Here is a 17,365-nt window from a genome sequence, read left to right as displayed (position 1 = left end):
CAGCCATGTGGCAATCGAGCGCCTTCAAGAACAGCCCCGCAACAGCCATTCCCGCAAGACGGCCCCTCCCGCTGTTGACGACGACGGTGCCCTGTCGCGCAATGACTGCAAGTCGACCTTCGCGTGCGCGAGTTCAACGGCATGGCCGACCAGCCAGCTCTCTATCGCACTCGCACATGCCTCGATATGAAACTGGAGCGCCAACGTGCGCGGCCCCATCGAGAAGGCCTGGTTCTCGTAGAGCGCCGTCGAGGCCAGGCGTTCGGCCCCCTGCGGCAGATCGAAGGTGTCGCCGTGCCAGTGCAGGACCGGCACCCCGCCGGACAGCGGAGCGAGCATCGAGCGCGAACCTGCTTCGGTCAGTGTCACTTCGCCCCAACCGATCTCTTTTTGTGAGCCGGCATAGACCTTCGCACCACCCACTCGCGCGATCAACTGCGCCCCGAGACAGATCCCGAGCAGCGCGCGGTCCGACTTCAGACGCTGCTCGATCAGCGCGAGTTCGTGACGAAGAAACGGATATTTGTCTTCCTCATATGCGCCGATCGGACCGCCGAGAACCACGACGACATCGGGCGAATCGATGTCGAGCCCCTTCAAGGCATCTGTCGGGGCCTCGACATATTCAATACGGTAGCCCGCTTCGACAAAGACTTCTTCAAACGTCCCCAGGCCTTCAAATGCCACATGACGAATGGCAAGAACATGCTTCATTGCTTGAACCTCTCGTTGAGAGCCATCAGGCTCCAGCGAATGATACAAAAACCTCGGACGGATTGGGGTCTCGTCCGAGGATTTGTATCGGGTCAGGGATCATATGCGGATCCCCGCCTAGCCTTCAGGCAACGGCATGCCAACTCGCCTCTATTCCCTGACGAGCCCCGCATCCGACAGAGCGCATAGCGCAAGCGCGGACAGATCGTGATCGGGGCCGGCACCTCGCGCGCGTGCGGCGAGGAAGCGGTCGTGGACAAAACTCGCAAGCGGCAGCGGAACAGCCAGTGTCTCGGCGGCGGCCAGCATCAGGCGGTTGTCCTTCTGACATAGTGGCAGGGAAAAACCGGCTGGTTGAAAACGCTGCTGCGCGATCATTGCACCATAGATCTTGTACGCCGGCGCATTGAAGGAGGCATTCGTCAGCAGTTCGACCAGGCGCGACGGATCGATCCCGCCCTTCTCCGCCACCGCACAGGCTTCGCCCATCGTCTCGACGATGACCGACAGCATGAAGTTGCCGATCAGCTTCACCAGATTCGCCTGTGCCGGCTCAGCCCCGACGATGCCGACCGATTGGCCCAGCGTTTCAAGCACGGGCACAGCGACCTTGAGATGTTCGTCAGCGCCCGCCGCCATGATGAAAAGCTTGCGCGCGGCTGCGGCGTCGGGTCGGCCGAAAACAATCGCGGACACAAACCCGGTATGCGTGTCACGATGCGCCGCGGTGAGCGCCTCGGAGGTCGCCACGCCGATCGTGCTCATCGAGACATGGAGTGCCCCCTTTGCCAGACCGGACAGGATGCCGTCATCGCCATAAGTCACCGCGGTCAGCGCCGCATCGTCGGACACCATGGTGAAGACGATTTCCGCACCGCGCGCAGCTTCGGCAGGCGTGGTTGCGACACTGGCACCCACGGCGCGCAACGGCTCGGCGCGCGCGGGGCTGCGGTTGAACACCCGTACTTCATGGCCGGACTCGACCAGGTTCTTCGCAATCGCGGCACCCATTGCGCCCAGTCCGACAAATCCAATCTTCATGCTCAATCTCCTGATTTCAACACAAGTCAACTCACGCCCCTCGGGCTAGATTGACGAAGAATAAGCGAATAGCGGGGGTCCGCGCAGTGATGCGTGCCTCACAATCGGGATAGACGCGCAAGATAACGCGCTAGACAGGTGCACTTCGTGCATTCAGGCTGAACCTGTGAAATTTTTTTCATCCAGATCGCAATATCCTTCGGCGTGAATCGTCATCACACGTATGGAACCGCCGCTGACCACGAGCCCGATGATCGAACGAGATCGCGACATCGCTGCAACCGTCTTGCGTGAGCGTACAAAGCTCGGGAATTTCATCCGGCGTCGCGTGCGTGATCCGGGTGATGCCGAAGACATTTTGCAGGATGTGTTCTATGAGCTCGTGCAGGCCTACCGGCTGCCCGAACCCATTGAACAGGTCAGCGCCTGGCTCTTCCGAGTAGCGCGAAACCGCATCATCGACCGTTTTCGCAAGAGAAAAGAGCTACCGCTGACCGAAACCGTCGACGAGACCGACGATACGGACGGCGAATATCGGCTGGATCTGGCATTGCCCGCCTCCGAAGCTGGGCCGGAAGCGGCCTACGCAAGGTCGATCCTGCTGGAAGCACTGCAAGAAGCGCTCGACGAATTGCCGAGAGAGCAGCGCGAGGTCTTCATTGCCCACGAACTGGAGGGGCGCAGTTTCAAGGAGCTCGCATCCGAAAGCGGTGTGAGCATGAATACGCTGCTGGCGCGCAAACGCTATGCGGTGCTGCATCTGCGCGTTCGCCTGCGGGCTGTGTATGACGAACTGGAAATTTAATGGAGAAAGTCAATGCGTTTCAGACTGAGATTTTTGGGCAAGGCGGTACTGGTTCTTGCAGCCATTGCGGCGCTAGGATGGGTCGTGATGGTGTTGTGGAATGGGGTCATCCCGGCTGCATTCGCCGGCGCCCGTGTGATTGACTATGGGCATGCCTTGGGCTTGCTCGTCCTGAGCCGGATCTTGTTCGGCGGGTTTCGCGGCTATGGCGGCTGGCATGGACGCCGCCATTGGCGCCGGTGGGAACAGATGACACCCGAGGAACGCGAAAAATTCCAGCAAGGCAAGTCTGCGGGCCGCTGCAAGCACCGCGCGGAAACCGTATGAACGCGCTGAACGCATGAGCAAGCTTCGCTGGTTGGGCCCATCCTCGGGCCCACTCCTTGCCCCCCAATTTTTGCGCCTCAGCGCAACGCAGCCCTCACCGGGAAAATTCGCTACGTTGATGCGGGCTGAAAGTGCACCGGTTTGCGCCACAACACGAGTGACAGTCCCAGCGACATCGCTACCAGGACGCACGTAAATTCAATGACCGAGGTCCAGCCGTGCTTTTGCCAGAACCAGCCGCCGGCAGAACCGAGAATGCTCGAACCAAGGTAATAGGCAAGAAGGTACAGTGACGACGCATGTCCTTTGGCCCCTTGCGCCATGCGCCCGACCCATCCGCTCGCGACCGAGTGTGCGGTGAAGAAGCCGATCGTCATCACCACGATGCCGGTAATGACCGCAATCAAGGAATGACTCAGTGTAAGCACGAGCCCCAGCGTAATGATGATGCTCCCTGCTGCGAGAACCGGTCCGCGTCCGAGCCGGTCGGCCAACGCACCTGCCCATGACGACGCAACGATTCCAAAGACATAGGCGCTGAAGATCAGCCCTGTCTCCGTCGTCGTGAGATTGAACGGGGGCGCAATCAGCCGGAAACTCGCGTAGTTGTAGATCGTGACAAAGATGCCCATCACCAGACAGCCGATCGCGAACACGATCGGCAAACGGGGATGGGAGAGGTGGCGCCCCCATGACCTCATGTGTTGCCGGCCGTTGAACGTTGCCGTGCGCACGAAGTTCTTGGATTGAGGTAGCAGCAGTACAAACGCGATGGCCGCCGCGATATCGATGACCCCGATCATCGTCATGGCCACGCGCCATGAGAAGTACTCGGCGATGATGCTCATACCGACGCGGCCGGCCATGCCGCCAAACGCGGTCCCGCCGACATAGAGACCCATTGACAGGCCAAGGCCGTTTGGATGGATCTCTTCAGCGAGATAGGCCATCGCGACCGCGGGCACGCCACCCAGAGAGAAACCTTCGAGCGCGCGCGCAAGCAGAATGGCATGCCAGCTTGGCGCCGCCGCTGCCACCAGATTGAAAACGGCGGCCAGCGTCATCGACGCGAACATCAATCCACGGCGCCCCGCCCGCTCGGACAACGCACCCGCGCACAGGATCGAAAATGCCAACAACCCGGTCGACAAGGACAAGGCAAGCGAACTCTGCGCCGCCCCGATTCCGAACTCGCTCGAGAACGCCGGCAGCAGGGGCTGGACGCAATACAGCAGCGAGAACGTCGCAAAGCCCGCAAGGAACAAGGCAATGCTGATTCGCTGATAGGCCACCGTACCGCGTGCGGTCCACGCAGGCGTCGGCTCGCCCATCCCTAGTGCGACGGGATCGATCGGCGGGATCGTGTGGAGATTCGATTTCATTTTTCTGACAACCACAGTAAAGCAAGTATGAATATTGTGGCTTCCCTGAGATGGGCTGTCCAATGTCTACGGGTGGCTTACTCCATACTCAAAGCACTATTGTCGATATGCATCTCCTCGGGCTGCCCGCCAGCGAGGACCCCCTCGCCAGCGTTTGTGCCCGGCTCCGTTTACCGCTCGCAGCAGTCTTTGCGATGCCGGCACCGTCGTTGCCGCCGGTGCAGTTCAGTCTCGGAACATCACGCCTCGAAGCTCAGCGCATTGGTCAGGTCGCCCATCGGCGTCTGGCCGCGAGCACGCATCGCCTCGTCGCGGTGCTTGATACCGTCGAGCGTTTCCAGTTGGAACACGCGGGAAATCAGCCGCAGGATCGAAGCCGTGTCATAGGTCGTGTGATCCACATATCCCCGCTTCGCAAACGGCGAGATGACCAATGCCGGCACCCGCGTGCCTGGCCCCCAGCGATCGCCGCGAGGCGGTGCCACGTGATCCCACCAACCGCCGTTTTCGTCGACGGTCACGATCACCACCATGTTCTCCCACTGCGGACTGGCGCGCAGTGCCTTGACCGCATGCGTGATATGGCGGTCGCCCGATGCGACGTCGGCATATCCAGCGTGCATGTTCAGATTGCCCTGGGGCTTGTAGAACGTCACCGTCGGCAATTTGCCCGCTCTCGCATCGGAGAGGAAACGGTTGGTACTTTCATCATCGCCAAGGCCCCCATCGCGCAGCCGGCGCGCACGCGCCGCCGTCCCGGGTGCCAGATCCTTGAAGTAGTTGAATGGCTGATGGTGGTACTGGAAGTTCGGAACGACGGGTGTGCCGTTCGACAGGTTGGCACCATGCTGGTCCAGCGTCTCCTGAAACGCCCCCGCATACCACGCCCATTCCACGCCCTTCTTCTCGAGCTTGCTGCCGATGTGCTCATGCGTCTGCGGGATCAAGGCCATCGCGTTGGCTTCGAGCGTGAAATCGACGACGGCTCCACTCGCATCGAGTTTCATGGGCGTGGGCGCATAGGGCGGCAACATCGTGTTGACGGCATAGCTGAGCACCGTGCCGTCGGCAAGCGTTTCGACCGGTGTCAGGCTGCTCGGGCCGAACTTTGGAATGCCGTCCCTTGCACTGGCGGGCGAGACTTTGAGCGGCTTCAGATTCGGATCGTCGGGCCTGCCGCTGACTGTCTCGGCAATCTGAAACTTCGCGATGCTGTTGGCCGGATCGAGATAGCGAGGCACGGTGGCCGATGCGAGGTACTGATGGTTCAGGAATGAGCCTCCGAAGGCACCCTGGAAAAAATTGTCGCAGAGCACGTATTCGCTGGCCAGATCCCACAACCTCAGGTCGTAGCTCGTATTGGCATAGTGACCCATCGTGAAGCCAGCGGAGTCGGCCCAGGCCACGAACATATTGTTCTTGCCGCCGTTGATCTGCATCTGGTTCTGGTAGAACACATGCCACAGGTCATGCGTAACCAGCGACAAAGGCAGATTCTCTCCCTTGGGTCCACGCAGGGCGAACGGTGCATTGGGCAGGTTGGTCTGATACTGCTGCCCGGCGCGGTAAGTGACGCCGTCGGCCACCTGGTCCGCGAGCAACCAGCCGCGCGGCACGGGAGGCAGCTCGGACAGTACGGTCTTGCCATCACGGTCGAGCTGGAGATAGTCGGCCGGCGCAACGGCGGACAGCGGTTTCTCGACACCCGGGAAGTCGCCGAACAGATTATTGAAGCTGCGATTCTCGGAATAGATGACGACGATGGTCTTGACCTTGTCGCGCAGCACACGGTCGAGCTCCGTGTCCGACAGGCTTCTCGTCCGGCCATCCGCGGCGGTACCGGGCACGACGCAGCCCGCCAGTCCACCACCCACGGCGACTGCGGCAAGCCCGCCAAGAAATGTGCGCCGTCTCGTGTTCAGCGGGGGCTGGTTGTCTTCCGTCGAATCAGGCTGCTTCGTGGATGAAATGGGGGGCTGTTCCTTCATGTCATTTCCTTTTCTGGGTCTTTGATCCGGTTCGCAGGGTCCGCGCGAACGTGGGGCGCGAGCGGCACCTTAGCGCCATTGTCGGATCAGTCTATCGGCTCGGACGAATCGCCGGGCAACAGGTGCTGAGGCTGCCGGGAGAAAGTCCAGCCGGTGGAAGTGCGATCGAATATCCAGACGGCAGCACCCCGCCCTTGCCTTTCGTCAGGTCAACGTCGGCGCCACGAACTTGACGAAGCCGGAGCGCGAGCCCAGTCCCTCATACCATCGGGCGAGGTTGTGAAGCGGCGGCCGCTCGATTCCCTCGAGGCCGAACCAGCGGCGCGCATAGGCACCGAGCACGATGTCGGCCAATGAAAAACCAGCGCCTTCGAGAAAATCCCGGCCGACCAGATGCGCATCGACGATACCCCAGAGCACGGCGACCTTTTTTGCCTCGGCCGCGATCGACGCCATATCGCGTTCATGGGGCGGCGTCCTCACCATTCCCCAGAAAACCGGCCGCTCCGCCGGTTGCAGCGTCGAGAGCGACCAGTCGAGCCATCGGTCGATCGCAGCGCGCAACCGCGCATCGACGGGATAGAGTGTGGCCTCCTTACCATACTGCATCGCAAGATAGCGGAGAATCGAGTTCGACTCCCACAACACGAAGTCCTCATCCATGATCGTCGGTATCCGGCCGTTCGGATTCATCGCTCGATATGACGGCTCGTCGGTACGACCGAACTCCATGCCTGCATCGAACCGCTCATAGACCAGGCCAAGTTCGTCACAGCACCACAACACTTTCTGCACGTTGACGGAATTCACCCGCCCCCAGATCTGCATCATTGAGCACCCTTCTCCGAGCTTGATTGCGGCCATTGCCGATGGGGGGTCATAGTAGCGCAAGCGAATCAAGAGGTGATCGTGCGCGGATTCAGGCAGGCCAATACTCGGACATTGCCACCTCAAAATGTCGAGTGCCGGTACTGTCGCACTCTCGTGCTAATGTATCTGGCAGCCGGCCCGGCATCATACGGGGCTGGCGACAGCACTCTCATTCACGGACGTCTCTATGAAAAAACTTTCGCTGCTCCTGACCTTTGCTGTTCTCACCTCGTCTGCCTATGCGGCCACCGGCAAGACCGAAACGCTGCCTTCCGGCGTCACCGTCACGCAGATCAAGGAAGGGACTGGAGCACAACCTACCGCGTCGGACACGGTGACCGTGAACTACCGCGGCACACTCGCGAACGGCACCGAATTCGACTCGTCGTACAAGCGCGGCACGCCGGCGTCATTTCCGCTCGGACAGGTCATCCCGTGCTGGACGCAAGGTCTTCAGAAAATGAAGGTTGGCGGCAAGGCAACGCTGACCTGTCCGTCGGCGACGGCATATGGCGAGCGCGGAGTAGGTCCGATCCCCCCCAACAGCGATCTGACATTCGAGGTCGAACTGCTGAAAATCGGAAACTGATGGTATAGGCGTGAGGTCATTCCGCAGAAGCTGACCGCGCGGGGCCCTGCCGGTCCGCCGCAGCGACACGTTCAGGCAAACCAGGCCCACGCGTCCTGAAGTCCTGAACGCGTCATTGCGCGGGACGCAAAACTGCGAACTGCGAACCGTGCGACCCGGACGCAGTTCGCATAGTTCGCGCAGCGTGCCCCTTCGTGAGCACGAGCCCGCGCGTCGATCGGTTGAACAGCACGATGCCGAGGTCTGTTTCCAGGTCGGTTACGTATCGCGAGATCGTCGACGTCTTGACCGCCAGTTCGTGGGCGGCCTTGCTTAGACAAGTTTATTCATAAGTGAATTGAGTCAAACAGACTTTATTCATTTGTGGAGGCGTAGCACTATTTGCTACGCGACAATGCTGGCTCGGCCAGCGTCACGATCAGCCTTCCTTTATCCGTACAGGAGCAGTCAGCATGACCACGATGTCCCACCTCGATACCCAGGGTCTGTCCATTCCCCGGCTTGGCTTCGGCACCTTCCGCATGCCGGGTGGCGGTTGCCAGCCCGTTGTCGAAAGCGCCCTCTCGCTCGGATATCGCCACATCGATACCGCCGCAATGTATGAGAACGAAGATGGGGTAGGCGCAGCAATCGCCGCGTCCGGTATCGCGCGCGACGATCTGATCGTGACCACCAAGGTCTGGCATGAAAATCTGGCGCCGAAGGACATTCAACGTGCCTTCGACAAGAGCCTGTCCAATCTCGGGCTCGACTATGTGGATCTGTATCTGGTGCATTGGCCATCCAGGACCATGGATTTGCCGGCCGTGCTCGAAACGCTGATGCGCCTGCGTGAAGAAGGACGAACCCGGGGGATCGGTGTCTGCAATTTCAACATGCCCCTGCTGAAGACGGCTGTCGAGACGGTCGGCGCGCCGATCGCCTGCCACCAGATCGAGTATCACCCCTTCCTGGATCAGTCGAAGATGCTCGCTTATCTGCGCGGAAAACAGATCCCGCTTGTCGCCTATTCGCCTTTGGCTCAGGGTCGGGCTGCCGACGACGTCACGCTGCAGGCCATCGGCCGCAAACATGGCGTCTCAGCGGCGCAGGTGGCGATTGCGTGGTTACTGGATCAGGACGGAGTGATCGCGATTCCGAAGGCACAACGCCGGGAAAGCCAACAAGCGAACCTCGACGCGCTTGCAGTCCGTCTGGATGAGGAGGATCGCAAGGCCATCGCCGCGTTGCCGAAGGATCAGCGCTTCGTAAAGCCGCCATTCTCGCCGGATTGGGACGCGCCGGCTGTCTGAGTTGGGCTGCGCGCGGTGTGAATTTCACTGCCGCGCGCAGCGCGGTCCAGGTAACGCTTAGATCTTCCGTGACCCCTGAATCGCTTTCCTTTAGTGGGCAAACACTTCTTGCAACGTATGCAGTGTTGCCGTTAGCGTGTTACCGCCAATTGCGCCCATTCTCTTTACCAGTCGCGCCTTGTCTACTGCGCGGATTTGGTCCAGCAAGATGAGACCTTTTTTTCGACTGAATGTCACGGATACACGAAACGGTGCCGACCTGCCCTTGGATGTCATGGGTGCGACGATGACCGTACGCAAATGATCGTGCATCTCCGCCGGTGACACGATGAGGAATGGCCGCGTCTTCTGAATTTCACTACCGAGCGTTGGGTCAAGTGCCACGAGCCAAACCTCCCCGCGCACCACCACGCGAACTCCGCGTCGTCAGCATTGCCAAATTCCCCCATCACCAGAGTATCGTCGCCCGCATTGGCAACTGTCTTGCTTGCCTCTGCCCACCCTTCCCGAACCTTCTTAGGCGGCCTGCGCAGAACAATCGTATCGTTCTCCACTTGCATTTCCACCTCATCTCCGAACCCGAGCTGCGCTAGGATGGGCTTTGGAATCAGCACGCCCTGCGAATTGCCCATTTTACGAATCATCGTTTTCATAGTTTGACCGTATAGATAAAAATAGGCTTTCACATGTAATAACAATGTTATTCCGTTGCGAATTGAAACTCAATACAATGTTATTCCGCTTTTGGCATTGGACGACTACGGTATCGCTATGGAGAAATTTCGAAGGCTAGCCGACGAGGGATCTCGGTTCCATGAACATATGCCGGAAGTACTCGCGAAACGCGTACATCGCCGGGCTCATTTCCTGGTGCCGCCGCCAGGCAAGGCCGACGCTCATCGGCGGAACCGGGTCGCGCAGCTGCACGGTTTCAATGCGCCGGCCTTCCAGTGACCACGGCCGGTACACCATATCCGAGAGAATCGCGACGCCGCTGCCGTTGGCCACCATGCTGCGCACGGCCTCGACCGACGAAGTTCGCAGCAGCGTCTTGGGCTTGTACGGCGTTTGGGACCAGTAGCGCAACGCCGTGACGGCGGCTTCATCGACCGTCAACATCACAAACGGCTCGGCGGCGACATCGGCAAGCGTCACGCTCTCCTGTTTGAGCAGGGGATGTTGTGCGCAAAGCCATAGGCGCCGCGCCGAGTGAATCACAGGCTCGAGCACCAGCTCCGGGTTGTCGACATTCGACGTGAGCAGCACCGCCATATCGTAGCGCCCGCTGATCAGCCCTTCTTCGATGGACTCCCGGTTCAGTTCATGCAGCCGGATCGTGAGATGAGGGTATAAGGTGTTCAGGCGCTGAATGTGATTCGGCAGGAAATAGCCGAGTACCGTATAACTGGCCGCAAGCGTCAGGGTCGCGGTCAGCGTACTCTCGAGGTTCGGAATGCGCATCGCCTCGTCGACCGATGACAGGATCGTATAGGCGTGGTTCAGAAAACGCCGGCCCGTGTGAGTCAGGACGACGCCCGAGGCCGCGCGTGAAAACAGCTGCGTGCCGAGCGTGTCTTCGAGTTCCTTGATCGCCGTGGTCACGGCCGACTGTGAAATCGTTAGCTGGATCGCCGCCTGCGAGATCTGGCCCAATTCGGCGGTCGCAACGAAGTATTTGAGTTGCCTGAGAGTCAGTGCCATCAGTTGATCCGATAAGCCAATCCAATTAACGCATAGTATTGCATTGGATATCTTATTCCCAGAAGCTGCCATGAACCCCTCCTGGGGAAATCCCCACTGCCCCTTCCAGGCTGCCTTTCCATGCAACCGGCCTCGTATCCAACGGCTCGAGCAAATATCTAAAAAACAGATACTCATTCATACAAAAATAGTTCTTTTTTGGCGACCCAGACCGCGCTAATGTCGTGAAATTCAGTTGGCCGTGCCTACGGCGGTCATTGCACCGATCTGGAGACCTTCAGCATGAAAAAGCACAGCGTCGATCTGAATTCGGATATGGGGGAAGGCTTCGGTCCCTGGCGATTCGGCGACGGCGTCGACCAGGCAATCATGCCGCTGATCAGTTCGGCCAATATCGCGACCGGTTTCCATGCGGGCGATCCGAACATCATGGCCGATACGGTAGCGCTCGCGAAGCGTGAAAACGTGCGCATCGGCGCCCACCCGGGCTTTCGCGATCTCGTAGGTTTCGGACGACGCGCCATCAACGAGTCCGCGGAAAAGCTCGTCAACGACATCGTGTACCAGTTGGGCGCACTGCGTGAATTTGCCAGGCTGAATGGCGTCGACGTCCAGCACATCAAGCCGCACGGCGCGTTGTATATGCTTGCCGCTCGTGATGAAACGCTCTCGCGCCTGCTGGTCGAAACATTGCAGACACTGGACCCTGCTCTGCCGCTGTTCTGCATGGAATCGTCCGTGACCTTCCGGGTGGCGAAGGAACTCGGCCAGCCGGTCGTCCGTGAATTCTATGCGGATCGCGACTACGACACGAGCGGCTCGATCGTCTTTACGCGGAGTGTGCAGCGTCTCGATCCGGAGCGGGTTGCCGACAAGATCCTGCGTGCCTGCACGGAGGGGCGTGTGGCAACCGTGGACGGCGGTGACATAGACATCGATTTCGATTCGATCTGCATTCATAGCGACACGCCGGGTGCGCTTCAGCTTGTCGAGGCGGCCCACGCGGCGCTCACGCGAAGCGGTATCCGCATAGCAGCACCATCGCCCCGGCCGGCGGACTGAGCGCACCGCCCGTTTGCCGACACCCTCGCAAAACAATGAGACAGGAGATACCAAGATGGCGCAACACGACATTGTCAGCCCCTTGCCCGGCACGTTCTATCGCCGCTCATCGCCCGACGCGGCACCGTATGTCGAAGTAGGCACATCGGTCGACAATGGAGCCGTGATCGGACTTGTCGAAGTCATGAAGCAGTTCAGCGACGTGGAGACATCTGTCGCAGGCCGGATCACCGAAATTCTCATCGACGACGGCGAACCCGTGGACGCGGGCCAGGTCGTCATGCGGCTCGAGGCATGAGCGGAATGGACATTCAAGCGACGGACATCGAACCGTCCCCTCATAAGGACACAGCCACCCCGTTCTATCAGCCGAAACGCATTCGCACCGTGCTCGTCGCGAATCGCGGCGAAATAGCGGTACGTGTGATTCGCGCCGCGCACGAGCTGGGAATGCGCGCCGTTGCCGCGGTCAGCGATGCGGACCGCGACAGTCTGGCGGCGCGCACAGCCGATGAAGCCATCCACATCGGTCCGTCACATGCAGCAAAAAGCTATCTGAACCCGGCTGCCATTCTGGCGGCCGCGAAAACATGTGGCGCGGATGCCATTCATCCCGGTTATGGCTTCCTCTCTGAAAATGCCGCATTTGCCGCGCAGGTCGAAGCGGCGGGCCTGATCTTTGTCGGACCTTCATCGCAAGTGATCGCGACGATGGGCGACAAGGCCAAGGCACGCGAAACCGCACAGCGGGCCGATGTGCCGACCGTGCCCGGCAGCGACGGCATCGTTCATTCGCTAGACGAAGCGCGGGTGATCGCGGCGCGCATCGGCTATCCCGTGATGATCAAGGCGGCTGCTGGTGGCGGCGGGCGTGGCATCCGCGTCGCCTGCGACGCGGCTCAGCTCGATACCGAATTGCCGCTGGCTCAGCGCGAGGCGCAGGCCGCGTTCGGCGATGGCGGCGTGTATCTCGAACGCTTTATCGCGCGGGCCCGACATATCGAAGTGCAGGTGCTGGGCGACGGCAACGACGTCGTTCATCTGTTCGAACGTGAATGTTCGCTGCAACGGCGTCGCCAGAAGATCCTCGAGGAAGCGCCCTCTCCGTCGCTTACCCCCGCACTGCGCCACGCGCTGTGCGAATCGGCGACCCGCCTTGCGCGCCTCGTGAAGTATCGCAGCGCGGGCACGCTGGAGTATCTGTTCGACGAAACACGCGGCGAGTTCTACTTCATCGAAATGAACACGCGCATCCAGGTCGAGCATCCGGTAACGGAAGCGATCACGGGCATCGATCTCGTCCGCGAGATGCTGCGCGTCGCCGACGGCGAGCCGCTGCGGTTTCGTCAGAGCGACATCACCCTGCGCGGTGCCGCGCTTGAATGCCGGATCAACGCGGAAGATCCCGAGAATGATTTCCGTCCGAATCCCGGCCGTATCGATGAACTGGTATGGCCCGCCGGGCCGGGGGTGCGCATCGACTCGATGCTCTATCAGGGCTACACGATCCCGCCGTTCTATGACTCCCTGCTCGCAAAGCTGATCGTTTTCGATGAAAGCCGGCCTGCCGCGCTTGCGCGGCTCGATCGGGCACTCCGCGAGCTGTCGATCTCGGGCGTCAAGACCACCGTGCCGCTGCATCGCGCCCTGCTCGCCGACGACGACATCCGTGCCGGCCGCTACCACACGAACTATCTCGAAGCCTGGATGACTGCCTGGCGTGCACGACTCGCGGAGGAGGCATGACGATCCGATACACATTCGGTGGCGACGAGTTCATCTTCGTCGAGATCGACGAAGCGATGTCGCTCGACGCGTTCTTCAAGGGCACGGCGATCACGCGTGAGCTGCAACGTCGCGCCGTGCCCGGGGTGACTGAAATCTGTCCGGCGAACGCTTCGTATCAGGTCCGCTTCGATCCGGACGTGATCGCGCCGGACGCCCTGCTGGCCGTGCTCAAGGACATCGAGGCGACGCTCGGCGATGCGGAACTGGACATGGCGACCCGCATCATCGAAGTGCCTGTGCTCTATAACGATCCCTGGACGCACGAGACGCTGATGCGTTTCCGGGAACGGCACCAGGACCCTGCCTCGACGGATCTGGAATACGCGGCGCGCATCAACGGGCTCGACGATGTCGATGCGTTCATCGCCGCGCATTCGGGCTCACCCTGGTTTGTTTCAATGGTGGGTTTCGTGGCCGGCCTGCCCTTCATGTTCCAGATGGTCGAGCGCGAACGGCAATTGCAGGTACCCAAGTACCTGCGCCCGAGAACGGATACCCCCAAGCTGACGGTCGGCCACGGCGGCTGTTTCGGCTGTATCTATTCGGTGCGCGGTGCGGGCGGCTATCAGATGTTCGGGGTGACGCCGGCGCCGATCTTCGATCCCGCGCAGCGCCTCGACTATCTGCGCGATTTCATGGTGTTCTTCCGCCCGGGTGACATCGTCAAGTTCAAACCCATCGATCGCGCGGCCTATGACGCTGCGATTGCCGCTGTCGAAGCCGGGACGTTCTCGCTGCGCGTGCGCCCCGTGAATTTCGAGCTCAGCGCGTTTACGCGCGATCCCGATGCATACAACCGCTCCCTCGTCGAGGTACTCGATGCCGACTGATCTCATCAAGACCATCGAGGTCGTCAAACCCGGTCTGGCCACATCGGTGCAGGATATCGGACGACAGGGGTACTACCACGTCGGCATTCCGCCCTCAGGTGCGCTCGACCAATATGCGCTGCGCGCGGCCAATCTGCTGGTGGGTAATCCGGAAGGCGCCGCGGCGCTTGAATGCACGCTGCTCGGAGCGCAACTGCTGTTTCATGCGGATGCGCTGATCGCCGTGACCGGGGCCGAGATGGCGCCGAAGATCGACGGTGTCGTGCAGGCCTGCAACGTGGCCCTGCGCATCAAGGCCGGCAGTACGCTCGCTTTCGATTATGTGAAGGGCGGCGCACGAGCGTACGTCGCCGTGGGCGGCGGGATCGACGTGCCGGTCGTGCTCGGCAGCCGGTCGACCTATGCGCTCGGCGCGATCGGTGGACATGAAGGTCGGCGCCTGCAAAAGGGTGACCGCTTGAGCATCGGTGAGGCGAACGCCACGGCACGCGAAGGTGCGGAACTGCCCGCGCCCTTGCGCTCGCCGCTGGGCTCGGAAGTTGAATTGCGCGTGCTGCCCGGGCTGTATCACCATCGCCTGACTGACTTGTCCGCCGGCACGTTCTTCGACGATACGTGGATCGTCGCACCTGAAGCCGACCGGATTGGCTATCGATACAAGCAAGGGCGGCCGCTCGAATTTCGTGAACGTGAGCAACCGTTCGGCGCGGGAGCCGATCCGTCGAATATCGTCGATGCGTGCTATCCGGTCGGATCGATCCAGGTCCCGGCCGGACTCGAACCCATTGTCTTGCACCGCGACGCGGTGTCCGGCGGCGGCTACGCGACGATCGGCACCGTCATCAGCGCCGACATGGACCTGATCGGTCAGATGCAACCGAACCATCGGGTGCAGTTCGTGCCCGTCACGATGGAACAGGCGCTGGCCGCACGACGCGATGCGCAATCGCGGCTTGCACGTCTGCGCGAGGCCTTGTTGATTTAGGCCTTGTTGCCTTAAGTCTTACTGCCTTAAGTCTTGCCGCCTTAAGCATTGCTGCCTTAAGCCTTGCTGCCTTGCTGCCTTGCTGCCTTAGGCCTTACTGCTTTAAGTCTTCTTGCTTGAAGTATTGCTGCCCTGGATCTCATTGCTCCGAGTCTTGTTGCGTCGAGCCTCGTTGCGCCGAGCATTCGAGCGGTGCGTTGAGGACCGGTTGAGCCCCGTGTGGTTCTTTGCCGGCCTCTCCTTCTGCCCTACCTGTTTGCTGATTCGTCACGCGGCGCCCTGGGCCGCGTGGGGAAACTCGCGTCGTTGCACTAATGCAATACCGGTTGTCACCGAGGGCGCCATTGTCATGCATGCGGTTACAGATAAGGCGCATTTCCCAGACCTGCAAGTGTATTGAGGAACACGATCATGGCTAATCTGGCACACAAAGCTGCCGAGGCTGAGCAGGACCTGTCGACCGTCCCCATTCCGGCCAATGTACGCATGCCGGCCTTTTCTCTCACGATGGCGTGGTGGGCGGTTTGCAGCGCGATGTTCTATATCGTGGTCGGCGCGACGCTGGCCTTGACCTATGGCGCACGCAGCGCGCTGATCGGTATGGTGTTGTCGGTGCTCACCTATGGTGTGGTCAATACGATCATCAGCCGCTTCGCGATCCGCACCGGACTCTCGGTCGCCCTGTTTTCGCGAGTTTTGTTCGGCAGTGCGGGGGCCGCGCTCGCAACTTTGATCTTCTTTGCGACGGCGATCTACTACGCGGTCTTCGAAGGTTCCGTGATCGCCGTTGCCGCACATACCCAGTTTCCGGCGCTCGACTACCGATGGGCCGCGCTGATTGTCGTGTGTTACAGCGTGCCGCTGGTATTCGGCAGCGTGCAGCACTGGCTCGACAAGTTCAACGGTGTGCTTCTGCCCTTCTATCTGTTGGGGCTGCTGGCCGCCGTCGGGCTGACGACACACGAATACGGCTATAACGCCGCGTGGCTCGATTTCGGGCCGAAGGGCGCGTTGCCTGCCAACGGCTGGTGGCAATGCTTCGTGTACTACATGGGCGTCTGGATTCTGATGATGTTCACGTTCGACTATGCGCGCTTCGGCCGCAAGGAGGACAGTGCCTACCATGGACGCTTCAATTTCGGCATGCCGTTCTACCTTGTCACCTTCCTGCTGAACGGCGCCGTCGGCATCTATCTGGTCAGTACGATTCCGGAGCTCGGCACGCTGTCGGAAGTATCCGTCGTACTGGCCTTGTTGAAGCTCATGGGAATCTGGGGGCTGCTGTTCGTCTGGGTGACACAGTCGCGCATCAACACGGCCAACTACTACCTCGCCACGATCAACATGCAGGCGTTTTTCCAGAAAGTATCGGGCATTAGTGCGCCGAAGTTTGTCTGGGCCCTGATCGTCGGCGTCGTCGTCTACATATTGATGATGGCCGACGTATTTTCGAGGATCCTGCAGGCGCTCGCCTATCAAGGGATCTTCGTGGTGGCCTGGGTCGGCGTGGCTCTCGCGCACATCCTGTCGACCCGCTACGACACGTTGGTCGGGGGCGAAATCGAAACGCGTGATGCCTATGTGCCGGCATTCAATCCCGGTGGCTTGACCGCCTGGTTTGCGGGCGCGATTGTAGGCTTCGTGCTGATGAACGGTCCGGATTCGTTGCAGTCGTTCTCCGCACCCGCGACCTTTGTCATATCGTGGCTTGTCTATCGCGCGATGCTGGGATCGGCGAAGCGGACGTGGTTCGTCCGAGAGTAAAACCGGCACGATGATGAAGCCGGTCAGTGTTGTGGCAGCAGCCGAGACCTTAGGACACGCTGACCAATACGCATCGCATAGCCGGTTGACGTGCGAATGGATGCGACGATCGGCCCGCGGGCACTGCCGATGCTGAATAGCGGGTCTCGACAGCCTTTGGAAGGCGCGTTTTGCAAGGATCGGCGCGTTTAAGACGCACCTTGGGCATCGATGGCCAGCAACCGCCT

At 60.5% G+C, this 17,365-nt stretch carries 17 protein-coding genes and 2 pseudogenes; 10 read left to right on the top strand and 9 right to left on the bottom strand.

What is annotated here, in order from left to right:
- Positions 1-24: 24 nt before the first annotated feature.
- Positions 25-714, bottom strand: a complete 690-nt coding sequence (locus tag HV670_RS18910) for a glutamine amidotransferase (protein ID WP_175106400.1) — start codon at positions 712-714, stop codon at positions 25-27.
- A gap of 150 nt (positions 715-864) precedes the next feature.
- Positions 865-1,755, bottom strand: a complete 891-nt coding sequence (locus HV670_RS18905) for an NAD(P)-dependent oxidoreductase (RefSeq protein WP_175106398.1) — start codon at positions 1,753-1,755, stop codon at positions 865-867.
- Positions 1,756-1,978: 223 nt separating this feature from the next.
- On the opposite strand from HV670_RS18905, the gene HV670_RS18900 reads away from it, so the two are divergent.
- Both HV670_RS18900 and HV670_RS18895 read left to right on the top strand, forming a co-directional pair.
- A complete protein-coding gene (locus HV670_RS18900; RefSeq protein ID WP_175106396.1) occupies positions 1,979-2,560 on the top strand; it encodes an RNA polymerase sigma factor in 582 nt (193 codons plus the stop codon).
- 12 nt (positions 2,561-2,572) lie between these two features.
- Entirely contained in the window at positions 2,573-2,887 is a 315-nt protein-coding gene (locus HV670_RS18895; RefSeq protein ID WP_175106394.1) for a hypothetical protein, read from the top strand.
- Positions 2,888-2,997: 110 nt separating this feature from the next.
- Here HV670_RS18895 and HV670_RS18890 read toward each other — a convergent pair whose 3' ends face one another.
- The 3 genes from HV670_RS18890 to HV670_RS18880 form a co-directional block, all read right to left on the bottom strand.
- On the bottom strand, positions 2,998-4,218 hold the full coding sequence (locus tag HV670_RS18890) for an MFS transporter (protein ID WP_175106467.1): 1,221 nt from the start codon (positions 4,216-4,218) through the stop codon (positions 2,998-3,000).
- Positions 4,219-4,508: 290 nt separating this feature from the next.
- Positions 4,509-6,257 carry an acid phosphatase gene (gene acpA / locus HV670_RS18885; RefSeq protein ID WP_175106392.1) on the bottom strand — a complete coding sequence of 583 codons (1,749 nt, stop codon included), beginning with the start codon at positions 6,255-6,257 and terminating at the stop codon, positions 4,509-4,511.
- A gap of 204 nt (positions 6,258-6,461) precedes the next feature.
- Entirely contained in the window at positions 6,462-7,088 is a 627-nt protein-coding gene (locus HV670_RS18880) for a glutathione S-transferase family protein (RefSeq protein WP_175106390.1), read from the bottom strand.
- Positions 7,089-7,314: 226 nt separating this feature from the next.
- On the opposite strand from HV670_RS18880, the gene HV670_RS18875 reads away from it, so the two are divergent.
- A complete protein-coding gene (locus HV670_RS18875) occupies positions 7,315-7,716 on the top strand; it encodes an FKBP-type peptidyl-prolyl cis-trans isomerase (RefSeq protein WP_175106388.1) in 402 nt (133 codons plus the stop codon).
- A 187-nt stretch (positions 7,717-7,903) separates the two neighbouring features.
- Here the strand turns inward: HV670_RS18875 and HV670_RS18870 are convergent.
- A pseudogene (locus HV670_RS18870) lies at positions 7,904-8,029 on the bottom strand (LysR family transcriptional regulator); the annotation flags it as partial.
- Positions 8,030-8,168: 139 nt separating this feature from the next.
- Between HV670_RS18870 and HV670_RS18865 the strand changes: the two are divergent.
- Positions 8,169-9,008, top strand: coding sequence for an aldo/keto reductase (locus HV670_RS18865; RefSeq protein ID WP_246257687.1), 840 nt, complete (start codon positions 8,169-8,171; stop codon positions 9,006-9,008).
- Positions 9,009-9,098: 90 nt separating this feature from the next.
- Here the strand turns inward: HV670_RS18865 and HV670_RS18860 are convergent, their stop codons facing one another.
- The 3 genes and pseudogenes from HV670_RS18860 to HV670_RS18855 all read right to left on the bottom strand — a co-directional run bounded on the left by HV670_RS18860 (position 9,099) and on the right by HV670_RS18855 (position 10,709).
- Entirely contained in the window at positions 9,099-9,419 is a 321-nt protein-coding gene (locus HV670_RS18860; RefSeq protein WP_175106386.1) for a type II toxin-antitoxin system PemK/MazF family toxin, read from the bottom strand.
- Positions 9,416-9,661 (bottom strand): annotated as a pseudogene (locus HV670_RS31115) (AbrB/MazE/SpoVT family DNA-binding domain-containing protein); the annotation flags it as partial. The gene HV670_RS18860 and the pseudogene HV670_RS31115, both read right to left, overlap by 4 nt.
- A gap of 136 nt (positions 9,662-9,797) precedes the next feature.
- Positions 9,798-10,709: a LysR family transcriptional regulator gene (locus HV670_RS18855; RefSeq protein WP_175106384.1), complete on the bottom strand. Its 912-nt coding sequence runs from the start codon at positions 10,707-10,709 to the stop codon at positions 9,798-9,800.
- 282 nt (positions 10,710-10,991) lie between these two features.
- Here HV670_RS18855 and HV670_RS18850 point away from each other — a divergent pair, with 282 nt between their 5' ends.
- From HV670_RS18850 to HV670_RS18825, 6 genes are all read left to right on the top strand, one after another.
- Positions 10,992-11,771: a 5-oxoprolinase subunit PxpA gene (locus HV670_RS18850; RefSeq protein ID WP_175106382.1), complete on the top strand. Its 780-nt coding sequence runs from the start codon at positions 10,992-10,994 to the stop codon at positions 11,769-11,771.
- A 55-nt stretch (positions 11,772-11,826) separates the two neighbouring features.
- The gene (locus HV670_RS18845) at positions 11,827-12,069 is read left to right on the top strand and encodes an acetyl-CoA carboxylase (protein ID WP_175106380.1); all 243 of its coding nucleotides are present in this window, start codon (positions 11,827-11,829) and stop codon (positions 12,067-12,069) included.
- Positions 12,070-12,074: 5 nt separating this feature from the next.
- A complete protein-coding gene (locus tag HV670_RS18840) occupies positions 12,075-13,517 on the top strand; it encodes an acetyl-CoA carboxylase biotin carboxylase subunit (protein WP_175106378.1) in 1,443 nt (480 codons plus the stop codon).
- Complete coding sequence (locus HV670_RS18835; RefSeq protein WP_175106377.1) at positions 13,514-14,389, top strand: 5-oxoprolinase subunit B family protein; 876 nt, start codon at positions 13,514-13,516, stop codon at positions 14,387-14,389. Before HV670_RS18840 ends, HV670_RS18835 begins: the two co-directional genes overlap by 4 nt.
- On the top strand, positions 14,379-15,374 hold the full coding sequence (locus HV670_RS18830) for a 5-oxoprolinase subunit C family protein (RefSeq protein WP_175106375.1): 996 nt from the start codon (positions 14,379-14,381) through the stop codon (positions 15,372-15,374). The genes HV670_RS18835 and HV670_RS18830 overlap by 11 nt, the downstream gene beginning before the upstream one ends.
- Before the next feature lie 411 nt (positions 15,375-15,785).
- Positions 15,786-17,138 (top strand): purine-cytosine permease family protein, encoded by a 1,353-nt coding sequence (locus tag HV670_RS18825; RefSeq protein ID WP_175106374.1) that lies wholly within the window; start codon positions 15,786-15,788, stop codon positions 17,136-17,138.
- The last annotated feature ends 227 nt before the right edge of the window (positions 17,139-17,365 follow it).

The organism is Pararobbsia alpina (assembly GCF_902859895.1).
GTDB lineage: Bacteria > Pseudomonadota > Gammaproteobacteria > Burkholderiales > Burkholderiaceae > Pararobbsia > Pararobbsia alpina.
Note: the sequence above shows the minus strand (reverse complement) of the source record. Positions and strands in the feature narration are given on the sequence as shown.